A 17,637-nucleotide genomic window follows, 5' to 3' on the forward strand; every position below is an offset into this window, starting at 1 on the left:
ACGGGCCGCCCTTGGATACGGAAGGGACGGCAGTGGCGTTCAACTCACCGCCGGTGTGAGCCGCTTCACGCCCCGAACGTGTGGATCGTCGTCGTCCGGTACGTCTGGCCGGGCCGGAGCACGGTCGAGGGGAAATCGGCGTGGTTGGGCGAGTCCGGGAAGTGCTGCGTCTCCAGGCAGAGCGCGTCGCCCTGGCGGTAGGTGCGGCCCCCGGTGCCGGTGAGGGTGCCGTCGAGGAAGTTGCCGGAGTAGAACTGCAGCCCCGGCTGGTCGGTGGCGATCTCGAGGGTGCGGCCGGAGCGGGGGTCGCGCAGGGTCGCGATGTGCTCGGGCCTGGCCGTGCCGCCCTTGTCCAGGACCCAGTTGTGGTCGTACCCCTTGGCCCGCACCTGCTGCTCGTGACCGGCCCGGATGTCCCGGCCGATCGGCTTGGCGCGGCGGAAGTCGAAGGGCGTGCCCGCGACCGGGGCCAGCTCGCCGGTGGGGATCAGGCCCGAGTCGGTCGGGGTGTAGCGGGAGGCGGCGATCCTGAGTTCGTGGTCCTCGATCGTGCCGCTGCCCTCGCCGGCCAGGTTCCAGTAGACGTGGCTGGTGAGGTTGACGACGGTCGCCTTGTCGGTGGTCGCCTCGTAGTCGATGCGCCACGCGCCGTGCCGGTCGAGGGTGTACGTCACCTTCGTCCGGAGGGTGCCCGGGTAGCCCATCTCGCCGTCGACGCTCGTGTAGTACAGGCACAGGCCGACGTCGGAGCCCTCGGCGAACGGCTCCACGTCCCACACGTGCTTGTCGAAGCCCTTGGCGCCGCCGTGCAGGCTGTTGACGCCGTCGTTGACGGACAGTTGGTGGCTCGTGCCGTCGAGGGTGAACCGCCCGTTGCCGATGCGGTTGCCGTAGCGGCCGATCAACGCGCCGAAGTACGGGCTGGCAGCCACGTAGTCGTCGATGTCGCCGAAGCCCGCGACGACGTTGGCGTGGCGGCCGTGGCGGTCGGGGATCTCCAGGGTCTGGACGATGCCGCCGTAGGAGAGGACCTTCAGGCGGGTGCCGCCGTTCTCCAGGGACCAGCGGTGGATGCGGGTGCCGTCGGCGAGTTCGCCGAAGGGTTCCCTCACCGGCTTCCTGGCCCCCGAACCGGTGCCGGCCCGGGCGCCCGCCGCGGCGGTGGCTGATGTCGCTGTCGTGCCGAGGGTGGTGGCGGCGAGGCTCGCCGCGGCTGCTCCTGCGATGACCGTGCGTCTGTTCAGTTCCATGGGTGCGGCTCCCGTGACGGAGGGGCCCCGCCGGCTCTCCGGCGGGGCCCGGGCTGACTTACGAACCGGACTTGCGCTTGTTCCACACGTCGAACCCGACCGCCACCAGCAGGGCGATGCCCTTGATGACCTGCTGCCAGTCGGTGCCGACGCTGAGGAGGTTCATGCCGTTGTTCAGCACGCCGAGGACGAGACCGCCGATGATGGCGCCGAGGACGGTGCCGACACCGCCGCTCATCGACGCACCGCCGATGAACGACGAGGCGATGGCCTCGAGTTCGAAGTTGAGGCCCGCCTTCGGCGAGGCCGCGTTCAGCCGGCCGGCGACCACCAGACCCGCCAGGGCCGCGAGCACGCCCATGTTCAGGAAGACGTAGAAGGTGACCTTCTTGTCCTTGACGCCGGACAGCTTCGCAGCCGGCAGGTTGCCGCCGATCGCGTAGATGTGACGGCCGAAGACGGCGTTGCGCATCACGTAGCCGTAGCCGACCACCAGGGCGCCGAGGATGATCAGCACGATCGGGGCGCCCTTGTAGCTGGCGAGCAGCATCGTGACGACGAGGATCGCGGCGCTGATGGCGACGAGCTTGAGCAGGAAGATGTTGCGCGGCAGCACCTCGAGGGAGAACTCCTGCTGGCGCTTCCTGTCGCGGAACTCCTGCACGACCGTGAAGACGATCAGGGCGATGCCCAGCAGCAGGGTGATGTTGTGGTAGTTGGTGTTCGGACCGGCCTCCGGCAGGAAGCCGTTGCCCATCTTCTCCAGTCCCCCCGGGAACGGGCCGAGGGTCTGGCCCTCCAGGAAGATCTCGGTCAGACCGCGGAAGATCAGCATCCCGGCGAGGGTGACGATGAACGAGGGGATGCCGAAGTAGGCGATCATGAATCCCTGTACCGCGCCGGCCACCGCGCCCACCAGCAGGCACAGCACCAGGGCGACCGGCCAGGCCACACCGTGCTCCACGGTCAGGACCGCCGCGAACGCGCCGATGAACGCGGTCAGCGAGCCGACCGACAGGTCGATGTGGCCCGCGATGATGACCAGCATCATGCCGATCGCGAGGATCAGGATGTGGCTGTTCTGCAGCACCAGGTTGGAGACGTTGCGCGGCAGCAGCAGGTCGCCGTCGGTCCACACCGAGAACAGGACCACGATCAGGCCGAGCGCGATCAGCATGCCGTACTGCCGCATGTTGTTGCGCAGGCCGTTCAGCATCAACTGCAGCAGGCCGCCGACGGCCTGGTCGCCGCTCTTCCCGGGCGGCGCCGGGGCCGGGGTCTTGGCGGTCACGTCCGTGCTCATCGGGTTACCTCTTTGTCCTTCGTCATCTGGCGCATCAGCGATTCCTGTGATGCCTCGGCCCGTGAGAACTCGCCGGTCAGCCGCCCGGCGGCCATCGTGTAGATGCGGTCGCACATGCCGAGCAGCTCCGGCAGCTCGGAGGAGATGAAGACGACCGCCTTGCCCTCGGCCGCCAGCTGGTCGATGACCGTGTAGATCTCGAACTTGGCGCCGACGTCGATACCGCGCGTCGGCTCGTCCAGAATCAGCACGTCCGGACCCGCGAAGATCCACTTGCTGAGGACGACCTTCTGCTGGTTGCCGCCGGAGAGCTTGCCCACCGGCTCGAAGACGGTCGGCGCCTTGATGTTCATCGACGTGCGGAACCGCTCGGCGACCTGCCGCTCCTCGTGCTCGTCGACCACACCGCGCCGGGCCACCTTGCCGAGGGAGGTCAGCGAGATGTTGCGGTTGATGGTGTCGATGAGATTGAGGCCGTAGTGCTTGCGGTCCTCGGTGACATAGGCGATGCCGTGCCCGATCGCCTCGGCGACGGACTTCGTACGGATCTCCGTGCCGTCCTTGAGGACCGTGCCGCCCGCGTACCGGCCGTAGGACCGTCCGAAGACGCTCATGGCGAGTTCGGTGCGGCCGGCGCCCATGAGGCCCGCGATGCCGACGATCTCCCCGCGCCGCACCTTGAGCGACACGTCGTCGACCACCTTGCGCTGCTGGTCGATCGGGTGGTGCACGCTCCAGCCACGGATCTCCAGGGCCGGGGCCGCGCCCTCCTGCGCCTGGTGCGGGGTGCGCTCGGGGAAGCGGTGGTCGAGGTCGCGGCCGACCATGCCGCTGATGATCCGGTCCTCGGTCGTCTCCGCGGCCTTCACGTCGAGCGTCTCGATGGAGCGCCCGTCGCGGATGATCGTCACCGAATCGGCGACCCGGCGGATCTCGCCCAGCTTGTGGGAGATGATGATCGAGGTGATGCCCTGCTTCTTCAGCTCCAGGATCAGGTCGAGGAGTTTGCCGCTGTCCTCGTCGTTCAGCGCCGCCGTCGGCTCGTCCAGGATGAGCAGCTTCACCTTCTTCGACAGCGCCTTCGCGATCTCCACGAGCTGCTGCTTGCCCACGCCGATGTCGGCGACGCGGGTCTCCGGGTGATCGGTCAGGCCGACCCGGCGCAGCAGTTCGGCGGCATGCCTGAGGGTGTCGTTCCAGTTGATGAACCCGCGCGTGGCGTGCTCGTTGCCGAGGAAGATGTTCTCCGCGAGGGAGAGGTACGGCACCAGCGCCAGCTCCTGGTGGATGATGACGATGCCGTGGTGCTCGCTCGCCCGGATGTCCTTGAAGCGGCAGACCTCTCCCTCGAAGAGGATCTCGCCCTCGTAGCTGCCATGCGGATGGACGCCGGAGAGCACCTTCATCAGGGTGGACTTGCCGGCGCCGTTCTCGCCGCAGATGGCGTGGACCTCGCCCTGACGCACCGCCAGTGTGACGTCCGAGAGCGCTTTGACACCGGGAAAGGTCTTGACGATCGAGCGCATTTCCAGGACGGGTCCCGCCATGGTCGTGCCTTCCAATCAGTGTGGGGTCGGACGGTCGGCGGACTACTTGAGCTGGTCGGCCGTGTAGTAACCGCCCTTGACGAGCACGTCCTCGTAGTTGGTCCTGTCGACGCTGACCGGCTGGAGCAGGTAGGCGGGGACGACCTTGGAGCCGTTGTCGTACGACTTGCTGTCGTTGACCTCGGGCTTCTTGCCCTTCAGCACGTCGTCGACCATCGTCGAGGCGACCTCGGCCAGCTTGCGGAGGTCCTTGTAGACGGTCTGCGTCTGCTGACCGCTGATGATCGACTTCACGGAGGCCAGCTCGGCGTCCTGGCCGGTGATGACCGGCAGCGGCTTGCTGCCGGAGCCGTAGCCGTCCGACTTCAGCGCGGACAGGATGCCGATGGAGATGCCGTCGTACGGCGAGAGGACGGCGTCGACCCGCTCGCTCTTGTACGAGGAGGTGAGGATGTCGTCCATGCGCCGCTGGGCGGTGGCGCCGTCCCAGCGCAGGGTGGTGACCTTGTTGAGCGCGGTCTGGCCGGACCGGACGACGAGCTGCTTCTTGTCCATGTACGGCTTCAGCACGCTCATCGCGCCGTTGAAGAAGTACCGGGTGTTGTTGTCGTCGTTGGAGCCGGCGAACAGCTCGATGTTGAACGGGCCCGACTTGCCCTTGCCCAGCCCGAGCTTGTCCACGATGTACTGGCCCTGGAGCTTGCCGACCTTCTCGTTGTCGAACGAGGCGTAGTAGTCGACGTTCTTCGAGCCGAGGATCAGCCGGTCGTAGGAGATGACCGGGATGTCGGCGTCCGCGGCCTGCTGGAGCACGCTGTTCAGGGACTTGTTGTCGATGGCCGCGATGATCAGGCCCTTGACGCCCTGCGTGATCAGGTTCTCGATCTGCGAGACCTGCTGCTCGGGGTCGTCCTCGCCGTAGACCAGCTTCGTCTTGTAACCCTTGGCCTCCAGGTCCTTGACGACGTTCTTGCCGTCGGAGATCCAGCGCTCGGAGGACTTGGTCGGCATCGCGATGCCGATGGTGGCGCCCTTGACGTCGCCCGGCTTCTCCTTGCTGCCGCCCTCGCCGCTCTGCCCGCAGGCGGTCAGGGTCAGGGCGAGCGAGGCGGCTCCGGCTATCGCGGCGAGTGCGGCTCTGCGGTTGCGCATGGTGATCAGTCCTTGGTCTTCTCGTCGTTGAGAGGGGTCACGCGTTGCTGGGGAAGCGGCTGAGCGGGCCGGGCAGCCGGGAGCCGAGCGGCGCCATGTCGCCGTCCGCGCCGTGCCGGGCGAGCAGGTCCAGGGCGAGCCGGCCGCGCCGCACCCGCTCCCGGGCGGTGTCCAGGGTCACGTCCCGCAGATGGGTGCCCCACGGGTAGATGCCGGGCGCCTTGGACAGCCCGAACTTCAGGTAGAGCGGTGCGCCGCGCCGGATCAGCTCGGCGACCTCGTACATCCGCACATAGCCGCCGAGGTCGTCGGGGGCCTCGATGTACATGTCCATGGGCGCGCCGGACACCCGGCGGATCTCCGTGAGGTGATCCAGCGTCAGATCACTGGGCACGTTGACCGAGTCGGCGCCGAGCCGCTCGTAGACCGCGTACGAGGCCGGGTTGACGGGGCCGATCAGCGCCGAGACCTTGAGCGTGGTGTCGGCCGGGATGATCCCGGTCTCGCGGGCCCGGTGCAGGGTCCACAGCACGCCCTCGTCGGCCACCAGCAGGCACTTGACGCCCAGCTCGGTCGCCCGGACGGCGTCTTCGACACAGCCCGCCACCGCGTCGTGGCCCCGTGCGCGCAGTCCGGCCCCCCGCGAGTCGGACCGCACCGAGCCACCGATGTCCCAGGTGCCGCGCGGGCCGGTGAACAGGCACAGCTCGATGTCGCGGGCGGCGGTGGCCTCGACCATCTCGGTGATCTCGGCGTCGGTGAGCATCCACACGCCGCTGCCCTGGCTGATCCGGTGGATCGGCACATCGAGGCGGGAGGCCTCCTTGAGCACGACCGCCAGCGCTTCGGGACCCTCGCACGACGGGATCTCGGTGCGCCAGCGGCCGCCGCCCGGGAAGCTGTGGGCGGAGGTGTCGGCGGGGTCGAGGGCGGGGGCGCCCAGGCCGAGTGCGGCGAGCACCTGCTCGCCGGGCCTGCGGACTGCCGGGGCGGAAGCGTCGGTCACAAGCTGTCCTTGGAGTCTGAGTGTTCGAGATATCGGACGAGGTTCGCCACTCGGGGCGGAAGACGGCCTGGGTGGCACCGCGAAAAAAGTGCCGTGGTGGTACGCCGGTCAGGGCGCCGTCAGGTCACGCCCGACCGGCGTACGGCTAGGGGCGCAGCAGCACCTTGCCCACCTTCGGGTCGCCGGCCCCGACCAGTTCGATGGCCTGCGAGAACTCGGCCAGCGGCAGCTCGTGCGTGACCAGCGGCAGCGGGTCCAGCAGCCCGGCGCCGAACACCTGCACGGTGTGCGCCCAGGCGTCCGGCGGTGCCCCGAAGACGGTGTGCACCTCCAGCTGCCGTACGACGAGGTCGGTCGGGTCGAGCCCGTCCGCGCCCGGCGCCGGGATGCCGGTCAGGACCAGGCGTCCGCCGCGCCTGAGCAGCGAGGCGGCGGTGCGCGCGGCGGACGCGGACCCGGCCGTCTCGATCACCACGTCGAAGTCGTCGGGCAGCTCCTGGTCCCTGGTGCGGAAGTCGGTCGCCCCGAATCGCCGGGACAGCGCCTCCCGGTCGGTGCGCGTGCCCACCACCAGCAGCTCCACCGGGGAGACGGCCTTCAGGAACTGCACGGCGAACATCCCGAGCGTGCCCGTGCCGACCACCGCGACCCGCTCTCCCGGCCGCGCGCCCGCCTTGAGCGCCGCGGCCGCGATGCACGCGGCCGGCTCCAGCAGCGCGGCGGCGGTGAGATCGGCGTCGTCCGCCAGGACGTGCAGCAGCCGCGCGGGCAGGGTGAGCGTGGCGGCCATGGCGCCCGGCTGGGTGAAGCCGGTCTCCTCGTAGCCGTCCGTGCACAACGTGGTCTCGCCCGCGTGGCAGCGGTCGCAGACCTGGCAGTTGCGGAAGCCCTCGCCGACGACCTTGCGCCCGACGAGCGTCCCGGGCACCCCGGCCCCGACGGCCGTGACCGTCCCCGACCACTCGTGGCCGGGCGTGAGCGGGTAACGCACGTACCCCTCGGGCCGGTTGCCCTGGTACACCTCGCGGTCGCTGCCGCAGATGCCGACCGCGTGCACGGCCACCAGTGCCTCGCCGGGACCGGGTTCGCGAGGCGTGTGCGCCTCGATCCGGTGCGCGCCCGGCGCCTCGACCAGAACCTGGGAACTCACTTGCCGGCCTTCGGCTTGCGCTGCTCCCAGCCCTCGGCCCACAGGTCGAAACGGGCCTGCTGCTGCGGGAACTCGGCCGCCGCCTCGACGTCCAGCTCGACACCGAGACCCGGCGCGTCGGACAGGTGGAAGTACCCGTCGACGACCTCGGGAGCCCCCTTGACCACCTTCTTGATCTCCGCGTCCGCGAAGTCGTTGAAGTGCTCGAGGATCTTGAAGTTCGGGGAGGTGAAGCCGACCTGGAGGGAGGCGGCGGTCAGCACCGACCCGCCCACGTTGTGCGGCGCGACGAGCATGTAGTGGGTCTCGGCGGTCGCGGCCAGCTTCCGCGTCTCCCAGATACCGCCGATGTGGCCGACGTCGGGCTGGATGATGTCCACGGCCTGGCTCTCGAACAGCTCGCGGAACTCGATCCGGTCGTGGATGCGCTCACCGGTGGCGACCGGGATGTCCACCTTGGCGGCGACCTTCTCCAGCGCCTTGAGGTTCTCCGGCGGGCAGGGCTCCTCCAGCCAGGCGGGCTTGAAGGGCGCCAGCTCGCGGGCGAGCCGTACGGCGGTCGAGGGCGAGAACCGGCCGTGCATCTCCAGCATCAGCTCGGCGTCCGGGCCGATCGCGTCGCGCACGGCCTCGATCAGCGAGACGGCGTACAGGGTCTGCTGGTGGTCGAGTTCGAAGTGCCCGGTGCCGAACGGGTCGATCTTCAGTGCCTTGTAGCCGCGCTCGACGACCCCCTGGGCGGCCTTGTGGTAGGCCTCCGGGGTTCGCTCGGTCGTGTACCACCCGTTGGCGTAGGCCTTCACCCTGTCGGTGACCTTGCCGCCGAGCAGCTGCCAGACCGGCACGCCGAGGGCCTTGCCCTTGATGTCCCAGCACGCCATCTCGACGACCGCGATGCCGGACATGACGATCTCGCCGGCGCGGCCGTAGTCGCCGTACTTCATGCGGCGCACGAGGTCCTCGACAGCGAACGGGTCGGATCCGAGAATGTGGTTGGCCTCGGCTTCCCGCAGATAGCCGATCAGCGCGTCGGTGTGCCCGAGCATCCGGGTCTCGCCGACTCCCGTGATCCCCTCGTCGGTGTGCACCTGGACGTAGGTCAGGTTGCGCCACGGCGTGCCGACCACGTGCGTGCTGATTCCGGTGATGCGCACGGCAGTTGCCTCTCAGCTGTTCGAGATTTCGTCACACGTTCGAAATGTTGGCGTGACAGTAAGGACGGGGTGGCGGGGGTGTCAATGGGGCGAACAGGTAACGGTTTCGGCACGGCTTTCGAGAATTCTTTCGCTCCCCTACGAAACCTTCACAAGGGTGGCTAGGAACGTGACCCGCGCGGACCTTAGTCTTCCCGCGTCATGGACTACTGCCACCCGTGCCAACGGCACCTCAACGGCGCTCTGGCCTGCCCGGGGTGCGGCACACCGGCCCAGCGACCCGCCGTGTCCACACAGGCTCCGGTCGCGCACGCGTACGCGGGTGCGGGTGAGACGTACGCCGGCCAGGTCCCCGCACAGGGGTACGGCGGCCAGGTCCCTGCCGCGGGCTACGACGGGCATGTCGCTTCCGCGGGCTACGACAGGCGCGTCCCCTCCCAGCGGCACGGCGGCGACGCCCCGGCCGAGGAGCACGGCGTCGGCCGGGAGTACGGCGTCCCCCAGGAGGACGACGTCACTCACCAGGGCGGCGTCACCCGGGAGTACGAGGCCACCCAGGAGTACGAGTCGGGCGGCCGGGAGGAACCGGAGGAGCCCGAGGAGGGCGAGCCGCGGGAGGAGTCCGAGGCCGGTGGCCGGGCCGCCCGGCGCCGGGGGCGCGGCACCGCCGCCGCGAGCCCCGCCGAGGCCGACTCCAGCAGGCGTGACCGCAAGGCCGCCGCACACCGGCGCCGCCGGCGCCGTACCGTGCTGGTGGCCGCGGGCTTCGTCCTGGCCGCGGGCGGGCTGAGCCTGGCCGAACTGGGCACGGACGCGCCCTTCTCGCCCTTCTCCAGCGACCCTCCGGCCACGGCCGGGGACCCCGCGCCGGACGGCGGCTCGTCCTCCACCGCGCCGGACCGCACGGCCCGCCCGGTCGACGACACCGCCGCCGTCTCCCCGGGCGCGTCCGCCTCCCCGGACGCCTCGGCCTCCGCGTCCGCCTCCGCCTCCCCCGGGGACAAGGGCTCCGCGTCCCCGTCCGCCGAGGACACCGGAAAGCCGCGGCAGTCGGCCACGGCGGGCGCCGGTGCCACCGCCACCGCCCCCGCCGCCCCGGGCACGACCGGGCCCGCCGCCACCCCGACCGCGGCTCCGACGACCGCCGCCCCGACCCCGCAGCCGTCGCCCACCAAGACCTGCAACCGGTTCCTGTGGTGGTGCAGCTGAGTCCCGCCCGGGGCGTGCCCCGTATCCCCACCCGTACGCCGTCCGGGGTACCGGTGACACCCTGGGGCCCGTCCCGCGGTTGAGTCGAACAGGTACGTCCCGCCGTACCGCTCTCGGGAACGCCCCCGAGCGGGAGAGGGCGTTGTGCTGAGAGGTACCAGCGAGCAGCGGCTCGGTCGAGGAGAGCGGATGACGCAGCAGATCACCGTCCAGGGCACGGTCGCCGAGGGCTTCGAGGCGGTGCGTGAGGAGTTCGCCGCCTTCGTCGCCGCGGAACGGGACGACTACGAGGGCCAGTTGTGCGCGTACGTCCACGGTCGGCGGGTCGTCGACCTGTGGGCGGGCGAGGGGGTGGCGGGCGAGTCCCTCTACGGCGTGTACTCGGCCACGAAGGGCGCTGCCCACCTGGTCGCGGCGCTGCTCGTGCAGGACGGCACGCTGGAGCTGGACCGCAGAGTCACCTATTACTGGCCCGAGTTCGCCGCCGAGGGCAAGGGTGCGCTGACGCTGCGGGACCTGCTGGCGCACCGTGCGGGGCTGATCGGCACCGACACCGGCTTCACGCTCGCGGAGCTGGCCGACGACCGGGTGCTCGCCGAACGCCTCGCCGACCAGCGGCCGTTCTGGCGGCCGGGCACGGCCTTCGGCTGCCACGCCCTGGTCATCGGCGCGCTGACCGGCGAGGTGGTCCGGCGGGCGACGGGCCGGACCCTCCAGGAGCTGTACGAGGAGCGGGTCCGCGCGCCCTACGGCCTCGACTTCCACCTGGGCCTGCCGGCCGACCGGGAGCCGCGCTTCCGCCCGGTCCAGCCGATGCTGCCGACCCCCGAGCAGCGGGCCCTCCTCGACGGGCTGCCGTCCGGCCCGCACACCCTCGCCGCGATCGCCTTCAACCGGCACGGCGCCGAGCCGACCGACCTGGAAGGCCTGCTCGGTGAACGGCGGATCCGGGCCAGGGGCCCGGCCTCGGTGGGCGGAGTCGCCTCGGCGCGGGGCCTGGCGGGGATGTACGCGGCGGCCATCGGCGAGGTCGACGGCAAGGCCCCGCTGCTCAAGGAGGACACGCTCGCGGAGTTCGGGCAGATCCACTCCGTCGGGTACGACCTGGTCGCCCGCGCCCACAAGTCCTTCGGTCTCGGGTTCCAGGCGACCGCCGACACCTGGCACCCCTTCCTCGGCGCCGGCGCGATCGGCCACAGCGGCGCGAACGGCGTCCAGTCCTTCGCCGACCCCCGCAGCGGCCTGGCCTACGGCTACACCCGCCGCCGTTTCGCCTTCCCGGGCGGTGCGGCCCCGGAGAACGACCGCCTGGCGGCGGCGGTGCACCGGTCGGCCCTGGCCGCGCGCTAGGTGGTTCGGAGGAACCGGAGAAGAGGCCGCACCCCACGTCCAGGGGTGCGGCCTCCGCTGTCTGCAACGACGGCCGTCAGGCCAGCGTCACGGTGATGTTCCCCCGTGTCGCCTTCGAGTACGGGCACACCTGGTGGGCCTTCTCGATCAGGGCCCGCGCAGCGGCCTCGTCGGTGCCCGGAATGTCCGCCGAGATCTCCACGATGATCCCGAACCCGTCCTCGTTCTTGCCGATGCCGACCTTCGCGGTGACGGTCGAGCCGGAGACGTCGGCGCCCTCCTGCCGGGCGACCACGGCGAGCGCGCCCTGGAAGCAGGCGCTGTACCCGGCGGCGAACAGCTGCTCGGGATTGGTGCCGGCACCGCTGCCGCCCATCTCCTTGGGCGGGTTCACGACGACGTCGAGCTTGCCGTCGTCGGTGGCGACGCGGCCGTCCCGGCCGTTCTCGGCGGTGGCGACAGCCGTGTACAGGACGTCGGACTGCTGAATGGGCATGCGGTTGTCTTCCTCCTCGGTCCGCCGCGACTCGCGCCCACGATCGACGGCGGATTTCGGAAAGAAGCTACCGCATGCCGGAAAGTCCAGGCCAGAGGTCAGAGCTTGACGATCATCTTGCCGGTGTTGTCGCCGCGCAGGACCCCGAGGAAGGCCTCCAGGGTGTTCTCGATGCCGTCGACGACCGTCTCGCGGTACTTCAGCGCGCCCGAGGCGACCCAGGGGCCGACCTCCTGGACGAACTGCGGCTGCAGGTCGTAGTGGTCGCCGACCAGGAAGCCCTCGATGCGGCCGCGGGTCTGGATGAGCCGGGCGAGGTTCCTCGGGCCGGGGGCGGGCTCGGTGTTGTTGTAGACGGAGATCATTCCGCAGACGGCGATCCGGCCGCCCTCGTTCAGGGAGCCGATGGCGGCCTCCAGGTGGTCGCCGCCGACGTTGTCGAAGTAGACGTCGATCCCGTCGGGTGCCGCCTCCCGCAGCTGCTCGCCCACCGGGCCGCTCTTGTAGTTGAACGCGGCGTCGAAGCCGTACTCCTCGACCAGCAGCTTGACCTTCTCGTCGGACCCGGCGGAGCCGATGACCCGCGAGGCGCCCTTGAGCTTGGCGATCTGCCCGACCTGGCTGCCCACGGCGCCCGCCGCGCCGGAGACGAAGACGACGTCGCCCTCCTTGAAGGAGGCGGTGCGCAGCAGGCCGGCGTAGGCGGTCAGGCCGGTCATGCCGAGGACGCCGAGGTACGTGGACAGCGGCACGGACTCCGGGGCGACCTTGACGGCCGGTACGGCCGTCGGGCCCACCTTCACGGCGTTCTTCGCGTCCACGGCCGCGTACTCGCGCCAGCCGAAGAAGTGCAGGACGTGGTCGCCCACCGCGATGCCCTCGGCGTTGGAGGCGACGACCTCGCCGACCGCGCCGCCCTGCATGACCTTGCCCAGCTCGAAGGGGGCGGCGTACGACTTCGCGGAACTCATCCGGCCGCGCATGTACGGGTCGACGGAGAGGTACTTGTTACGCACCAGCACCTGGCCCTCGCCCGGGGTCGGGACCGGTGTCTCGACCAGGGCGAAGTCCTCGGGCTTCGGCCAGCCGACGGGACGGCTGAGCAGGTGCCACTCGCGGTTGATCATGACGGTGCCTTTCCGAGTTACTTCAGTACCTGAAACAACCATGCGCCTGAATATTTCATGATGTCAAGTAACTGGGTATCCTGGTGGGCATGTCCACCCCATCGAAGACCCACCGCCCCGACGCGCTCACCATGGAGGTCGTCGAGCTGATCGGTGACGTCGTGGCCCGCTTCTACGCGGACTACGAGAAGGCGGCGGGTGAGCACGCGCTGACGGGCCCGCAGGCCCGCCTCCTCAGCCTGCTCTCGCTGGAGCCGCTGCCCATGCGCAAGCTGGCGCAGAAGCTGAAGTGCGAGCCGTCGAACGTGACCGGGATCGTGGACCGCCTGGAGTCCCGCGGCCTGGTCGAGCGCCGCCCCGACCCGGCCGACCGCCGGGTGAAGGTGGCCGCCGCCACGGACGACGGCCGGCGGATGGCCCGCGACCTGCGCGAGGGCCTCCACTTCGCCCGCGAGCCCCTCGCCGGGCTGTCGGAGGAGGAGCGGCGCTCCCTGCGGGACCTGCTCAGCCGCATGCTGGGCGGCTGAGAACCCCCGCTGCCGAGCCAGTAGAGTCCTCGGCATGCGCGATCTCGGGGCGGGGTTCGGTTATCTCCTGAAGGGCCAGCGGTGGGTGGCCCGGCACGGCCGTAGGTACGGCTTCGGTCTGCTGCCCGGCCTGATCACGCTGGTCCTCTACGCGGCGGCGCTGGTCGCGCTCGCCCTGTGGGGCGAGGACGCGGTCACCTGGGCGACCCCGTTCGCGGACGACTGGTCCAGCCCCTGGCAGGGCCTGTTCCGCGGCTTTGTGACGGCGGTCCTGTTCGCCCTCGGGCTGCTGCTGGCCGTGCTCACCTTCACCGCCGTCACCCTGCTGGTCGGCCAGCCCTTCTACGAGAGCCTGTCGGAGCAGGTCGACGCCGACGTCTCACCCGACGGCACCGCCCCGCGGTCCGGTCTCCCGCTCTGGCGCGAGCTGTGGATCTCGGCCCGCGACAGCCTGCGCGTCCTGGTCCGGGCCGGCCTGTGGGGCGTGCTGCTCTTCGCCCTGGGCTTCCTGCCGTTCGTCGGCCAGACCGTCGTACCCGTGCTCGGCTTCTTCGTCACCGGCTTCTTCCTCACCGAGGAACTCGCCGCCGTCGCCCTGCAGCGCCGGGGCGTGGAACTGCGCACCCGGCTCACCCTGCTCCGCTCCCGCAAGACCCTGGTCTGGGGCTTCGGCACACCCCTGGGCCTGGCCTTCCTGGTTCCGTTCGTCGCGGTGTTCCTGATGCCGGGCGCGGTCGCGGGCGCCACGCTCCTCGCCCGCGACCTGCTGGGCGAGGAGAACGCCGACGACGGCCCCGCCCCCGACGTGGAACCCGACACCGAGGACGTCACCGCGTGACCCAGCTGCTCGCCGTCGCAGTCATCACGGTCCTCGCCGTGATCGCCCCCGGCGCCGACTTCGCGATGATCGTCCGCAACAGCTACCTGTACGGCCGCCGCACCGGCCTGCTCGCCGCCGTGGGCGTGGCGGCCGGCGTCCTGGTCCACGTCACCTACACCCTGCTCGGCGTCGGCCTGCTGATCGCCTCCTCCACGGCCCTGTTCACGGTGATCAAGCTGATCGGCGCGGCCTATCTGGTCCACGTCGGCGTCCGCACCTACCGCACCCGCGGCGAGCTGCGGATCGACCTGGACGACAAGCGGGAGCTGAGCCCGTTCGCCGCCCTGCGCACCGGCTTCCTCACCAACGTCCTCAACCCCAAGACGACCCTCTTCGTCGTCTCCACCTTCGCCCAGGTCGTCAGCCCGGACACCCCGCTCCACCAGCAGGTGGGCTACGGCCTGTTCATGTCGCTGGCCCACCTGCTCTGGTTCGGCGTGGTCGCCGCGTTCTTCTCGCACTCCCGGATGCGTGCCGTGATGCTGCGCGGCCAGAAGGTCCTCAACAAGGTGATCGGCTCGGCCCTGGCCGGGCTCGGCGTCAGCCTCGCGCTCGCTCCGTCGCACTGAGGTCCGTCGCATCGAGCGCGACCGTCACGATCGACCGCACCTGGTCGATGATGTCCAGCCGGTTGCGCACGAACTCCGGGTCGGTCACCGTGCCGGTCGCCGGATCGCTGTTGCCGGCGCCGAACCGGAGTACGGGCGTGTGCACATGTCCGCCCGGCAGGCTGTCGTGCCGGCCGAGGCGGTCCCGCAGCAGCGTGGCCCGGTAGGCGATCTCGTTGGAGAGGTAGTCGCCGCCGCCCCCGGCACGCGCCGTCGAGCCCGGCGTCGGGCCCTGTGGCCGTACGACGGGACCGGTGCCGCCCGCCGGGACCTCGGTCACCTCCGTGTGGTCGTACACGGGGAAGCGTCCCGTGTGCGCGGCCACGACGGCGGCGTACGGCAGGGTCGTCGACGTCCACTGCGGCTGGGAGTCCGGGTCGGCGACCGGGACGGTCTCCGTCCGGGAGACGTTGTCGTTGTCCGGGAAACCGCCCCGCCAGGCGCCGTTGCTGCGCTCGATGTCGAACCGGCCGACCCGGCCCTGGCTCACGGTCGTGAACAGGTCCACCGTCGGCAGATACGGTCGCAGCGTCCGCTCCACCGTGCCCTGGGCGAAGTCCTCCCAGCGCACCGGGAACACGGCCGTCTCGATGCGCGCCGGGCCCTGTTCCGTCTCGATCACCGTGCCGTCGAGCGCGAGCGCGGTGGCCCCGGAAGGGTTGGAGATGCGGATGTCCCGGTCGAGGGTGAAGGGGTCGAACCCGGTGAGGAGGACCCGTCGCAGGTGGCCCTTCGCCGGGTAGCGGATGTCGGTCTGGCCGCGTGAGGCCCGCTCCAACCGGTCCAGCAGTGAAGCCCGTTGCCGGTCGCTGACGCCGAACCCGGGCTGCCAAGTGCGCACTTCCCGCGTCAGCGCCAGCCGCGCCCAGTACAGCGGCCGGTCGTCGTCCCGGCTCAGGTCACCACCCGCCCCGCCCCGCCCCTGCGCCCGGTCCACGGCCCGCCGCCACAACGCGGAGCCCTCCCGTGCGACCAGGCACCGGGCCTGCGCGTAGGAGTGCGCGCGCTCCAGCTCGCGGCTGAACCCCGGTGCCACGTCGTCGAATCCGGAGCGGCGCAGGATCTCCCGCGGTACGGCCCCGTCGAGCCGCTGTTCCTCGACGGTGGGGGAGGGGGTGGCGGCCGCCGGAGCGGCGGAGGCCGTGGCGGTGGGGACGGACAGGCCGGTCAGCAGGGCCAGTCCGAGAACGCCGAGGCGAACACGTGGCGATATCAAGGCGGTTGGGGTCCTTCCGTCGCTGTGGGGCGCGTGGTGCGGTGGACGGCGGCAGTATCGCGTGACGCGAGTGACCGGCGCCATGGTGCGGACGGTCCCGTGGGCGTGCGCAAGCCATGCCGCCTGCGCGGGGCAGCCATGCGAGACCTTCGCTTGTCGCGGGTACCGGCCGGTCCTAGCGTCGAGAGCATGCAGATCGCCCTCGGCAACCCCGCCACCGCCCCGCAGCCCCTGAGCCCTTACTACTCCCAGGTCGCCCGCGTCGAACACGCCGACGGCAGCGCCCTGTTGTTCCTGTCCGGGCAGATCGCCGAGGGTGCCACCCTGGCCGAGCAGACCAGGGGCGTCTTCGAGACGATCGACGCCCTGCTCACGGCCCACGGGGCGAGCCTCGCGGACATCATCAGCATCCGCACCTGTCTCACCGACATCACCGAGCTGGACGCATACGGCTCCGTGCGCCGGCAGTACCTCACCGGTACCCCGCCGACCAGCATGACCTTCGAGGTGCCGCGGCTGTTCCGTCCCGAGGCCCAGGTCGAGATCGAAGTCGTGGCGGCGGTACCGGCCGGCCGGTGACGTCGCGGGCCGGCCCGCGGCGCCTCCCCGGCGGCCGCGGGAAGTCCGGGGGCGCTCTTTTGTGAAAGGTTCGTACGAGATCGCCGTCGGACGCTCGATCACCCGCCACGGGCCGACCGCGCCGATTAACGTCTGATCCGGGACAAGTCGCCCCATGAGCAGCCCCGGTCCGGGACCTGACCCCTGGACCGGGGCTCGTGGCGTCCCAAGGGGGGGTGCGGGGGAGACCCGGAACGGGCCCGTACCTGTCCCCCAGACAGGCGAAAGTGCCATTCGGTCGGGTGCCGCCGGCGGCGGACCGGTTGCGGCCGTCCGGGATTCGCTGGTTGCTGAGGGTGTCGTCATGAACGCCGCGACACTCTCTGGAGAGGCCATGAGCTATCAGCAGGACCTGATAATTTGCCGCGAGCTGGGCGAACGCCATGGCGAGAGCCGGGCGCTGAACAGCCTCGGCGTCGCCCTGCAGCAGGTGCAGCGTTTCGACGAGGCCGTCGTGGCCCACCAGCAGGACCTCATCGCGTGTCGCGAGCTGGACGAGCGCCATGGCGAAGGCCAGGCCCTGAACAACCTCGGCACGGCCCTGCAGCAGATGCAGCGGTTCGACGAGGCGATCGACGCGCACCAGCAGGCCTCCGCCCGCTTCATCGAACTGGCCGATCACCACCGAGAAGGGCAGGCGCTCAACAATCTGGGTACGGCGCTGCAGCAGGTGCGGCGGTTCGACGAGGCGATCGACGCGCACCAGCAGGCCTCCGCCCGCTTCGCCGAGCTGGCCGATCACCACCGAGAAGGGCAGGCGCTGAACAACCTGGGTACGGCGCTGCAGCAGGTGCGGCGGTTCGACGAGGCGATCGACGCGCACCAGCAGGCCTCCGCCCGTTTCGCCGAGCTGGGTGATCATGACGGTGAGGGGCGGGCGCTGAACAATCTGGGTACGGCGCTGCAGCAGGTGCGGCGGTTCGACGAGGCGATCGACGCCCACCAGCGGGCCTCCGCCCGTTTCGCCGAGCTGGGTGATCATGACGGTGAGGGGCGGGCGCTGAACAATCTGGGTACGGCGCTGCAGCAGGTGCGGCGGTTCGC

17 protein-coding genes are annotated in these 17,637 nt (G+C 70.6%); 7 read left to right on the forward strand and 10 right to left on the reverse strand.

Annotated features, from left to right (window positions below; all coding sequences use genetic code 11):
• Positions 1-65: 65 nt before the first annotated feature.
• The 7 genes from ACZ5CW_RS18375 to ACZ5CW_RS18405 all read right to left on the reverse strand — a co-directional run bounded on the left by ACZ5CW_RS18375 (position 66) and on the right by ACZ5CW_RS18405 (position 8,562).
• On the reverse strand, positions 66-1,250 hold the full coding sequence (locus ACZ5CW_RS18375; protein WP_468602438.1) for an aldose epimerase family protein: 1,185 nt from the start codon (positions 1,248-1,250) through the stop codon (positions 66-68).
• A gap of 58 nt (positions 1,251-1,308) precedes the next feature.
• A complete protein-coding gene (mmsB, locus tag ACZ5CW_RS18380) occupies positions 1,309-2,553 on the reverse strand; it encodes a multiple monosaccharide ABC transporter permease (protein WP_468602440.1) in 1,245 nt (414 codons plus the stop codon).
• Entirely contained in the window at positions 2,550-4,100 is a 1,551-nt protein-coding gene (gene mmsA, locus ACZ5CW_RS18385) for a multiple monosaccharide ABC transporter ATP-binding protein (RefSeq protein WP_468602442.1), read from the reverse strand. The genes mmsB and mmsA overlap by 4 nt, the downstream gene beginning before the upstream one ends.
• A gap of 42 nt (positions 4,101-4,142) precedes the next feature.
• The gene (chvE, locus tag ACZ5CW_RS18390) at positions 4,143-5,252 is read right to left on the reverse strand and encodes a multiple monosaccharide ABC transporter substrate-binding protein (protein WP_468602444.1); all 1,110 of its coding nucleotides are present in this window, start codon (positions 5,250-5,252) and stop codon (positions 4,143-4,145) included.
• Between the two features lie 37 nt (positions 5,253-5,289).
• A complete protein-coding gene (locus tag ACZ5CW_RS18395) occupies positions 5,290-6,258 on the reverse strand; it encodes a hypothetical protein (protein ID WP_468602446.1) in 969 nt (322 codons plus the stop codon).
• Positions 6,259-6,403: 145 nt separating this feature from the next.
• Positions 6,404-7,408 (reverse strand): zinc-dependent alcohol dehydrogenase, encoded by a 1,005-nt coding sequence (locus tag ACZ5CW_RS18400; protein WP_468602448.1) that lies wholly within the window; start codon positions 7,406-7,408, stop codon positions 6,404-6,406.
• Entirely contained in the window at positions 7,405-8,562 is a 1,158-nt protein-coding gene (locus tag ACZ5CW_RS18405; RefSeq protein WP_468602450.1) for a mandelate racemase/muconate lactonizing enzyme family protein, read from the reverse strand. Before ACZ5CW_RS18405 ends, ACZ5CW_RS18400 begins: the two co-directional genes overlap by 4 nt.
• Positions 8,563-8,763: 201 nt before the next feature.
• Between ACZ5CW_RS18405 and ACZ5CW_RS18410 the strand changes: the two genes are divergently transcribed.
• Both ACZ5CW_RS18410 and ACZ5CW_RS18415 read left to right on the forward strand, forming a co-directional pair.
• Entirely contained in the window at positions 8,764-9,771 is a 1,008-nt protein-coding gene (locus tag ACZ5CW_RS18410) for an SCO2400 family protein (protein ID WP_468602452.1), read from the forward strand.
• 189 nt (positions 9,772-9,960) lie between these two features.
• Positions 9,961-11,121, forward strand: coding sequence for a serine hydrolase domain-containing protein (locus ACZ5CW_RS18415; RefSeq protein ID WP_468602454.1), 1,161 nt, complete (start codon positions 9,961-9,963; stop codon positions 11,119-11,121).
• 76 nt (positions 11,122-11,197) lie between these two features.
• On the opposite strand, the gene ACZ5CW_RS18420 is transcribed toward ACZ5CW_RS18415, so the two are convergent.
• Positions 11,198-11,617: an organic hydroperoxide resistance protein gene (locus ACZ5CW_RS18420; RefSeq protein WP_468602455.1), complete on the reverse strand. Its 420-nt coding sequence runs from the start codon at positions 11,615-11,617 to the stop codon at positions 11,198-11,200.
• Positions 11,618-11,715: 98 nt separating this feature from the next.
• Complete coding sequence (locus ACZ5CW_RS18425; RefSeq protein WP_468602457.1) at positions 11,716-12,744, reverse strand: NADP-dependent oxidoreductase; 1,029 nt, start codon at positions 12,742-12,744, stop codon at positions 11,716-11,718.
• An 89-nt stretch (positions 12,745-12,833) separates the two neighbouring features.
• Here ACZ5CW_RS18425 and ACZ5CW_RS18430 point away from each other — a divergent pair, with 89 nt between their 5' ends.
• From ACZ5CW_RS18430 to ACZ5CW_RS18440, 3 genes are read left to right on the forward strand one after another with little or no spacing between them, the layout of a single operon-like run.
• Positions 12,834-13,271, forward strand: a complete 438-nt coding sequence (locus ACZ5CW_RS18430; RefSeq protein ID WP_468602459.1) for a MarR family winged helix-turn-helix transcriptional regulator — start codon at positions 12,834-12,836, stop codon at positions 13,269-13,271.
• 34 nt (positions 13,272-13,305) lie between these two features.
• Positions 13,306-14,109 (forward strand): EI24 domain-containing protein, encoded by an 804-nt coding sequence (locus tag ACZ5CW_RS18435; protein ID WP_468602461.1) that lies wholly within the window; start codon positions 13,306-13,308, stop codon positions 14,107-14,109.
• Entirely contained in the window at positions 14,106-14,720 is a 615-nt protein-coding gene (locus ACZ5CW_RS18440) for a LysE family translocator (protein WP_468602463.1), read from the forward strand. Before ACZ5CW_RS18435 ends, ACZ5CW_RS18440 begins: the two co-directional genes overlap by 4 nt.
• Here the strand turns inward: ACZ5CW_RS18440 and ACZ5CW_RS18445 are convergent.
• Complete coding sequence (locus tag ACZ5CW_RS18445) at positions 14,692-15,975, reverse strand: pyroglutamyl-peptidase I (RefSeq protein WP_468602465.1); 1,284 nt, start codon at positions 15,973-15,975, stop codon at positions 14,692-14,694. The genes ACZ5CW_RS18440 and ACZ5CW_RS18445 overlap by 29 nt on opposite strands.
• A gap of 189 nt (positions 15,976-16,164) precedes the next feature.
• On the opposite strand from ACZ5CW_RS18445, the gene ACZ5CW_RS18450 reads away from it, so the two are divergent.
• Entirely contained in the window at positions 16,165-16,554 is a 390-nt protein-coding gene (locus ACZ5CW_RS18450) for a RidA family protein (RefSeq protein ID WP_468602467.1), read from the forward strand.
• A 373-nt stretch (positions 16,555-16,927) separates the two neighbouring features.
• Positions 16,928-17,637, forward strand: a 710-nt coding sequence (locus ACZ5CW_RS18455; RefSeq protein WP_468602469.1) for a tetratricopeptide repeat protein, incomplete at its 3' end; no start/stop codon positions are given.

This window comes from Streptomyces sp. NPDC031379 (assembly GCF_055569615.1).

Coding starts and splice junctions, on each gene's coding strand:
- ACZ5CW_RS18425 (WP_468602457.1), bottom strand. CDS start 12,744: ATGATCAACCGCGAGTGGCACCTGCTCAGCCGTCCCGTCGGCTGGCCG.
- ACZ5CW_RS18450 (WP_468602467.1), top strand. CDS start 16,165: ATGCAGATCGCCCTCGGCAACCCCGCCACCGCCCCGCAGCCCCTGAGC.
- mmsB (WP_468602440.1), bottom strand. CDS start 2,553: ATGAGCACGGACGTGACCGCCAAGACCCCGGCCCCGGCGCCGCCCGGG.
- mmsA (WP_468602442.1), bottom strand. CDS start 4,100: ATGGCGGGACCCGTCCTGGAAATGCGCTCGATCGTCAAGACCTTTCCC.
- ACZ5CW_RS18430 (WP_468602459.1), top strand. CDS start 12,834: ATGTCCACCCCATCGAAGACCCACCGCCCCGACGCGCTCACCATGGAG.
- ACZ5CW_RS18410 (WP_468602452.1), top strand. CDS start 8,764: ATGGACTACTGCCACCCGTGCCAACGGCACCTCAACGGCGCTCTGGCC.
- ACZ5CW_RS18435 (WP_468602461.1), top strand. CDS start 13,306: ATGCGCGATCTCGGGGCGGGGTTCGGTTATCTCCTGAAGGGCCAGCGG.
- ACZ5CW_RS18375 (WP_468602438.1), bottom strand. CDS start 1,250: ATGGAACTGAACAGACGCACGGTCATCGCAGGAGCAGCCGCGGCGAGC.
- ACZ5CW_RS18420 (WP_468602455.1), bottom strand. CDS start 11,617: ATGCCCATTCAGCAGTCCGACGTCCTGTACACGGCTGTCGCCACCGCC.
- ACZ5CW_RS18415 (WP_468602454.1), top strand. CDS start 9,961: ATGACGCAGCAGATCACCGTCCAGGGCACGGTCGCCGAGGGCTTCGAG.
- chvE (WP_468602444.1), bottom strand. CDS start 5,252: ATGCGCAACCGCAGAGCCGCACTCGCCGCGATAGCCGGAGCCGCCTCG.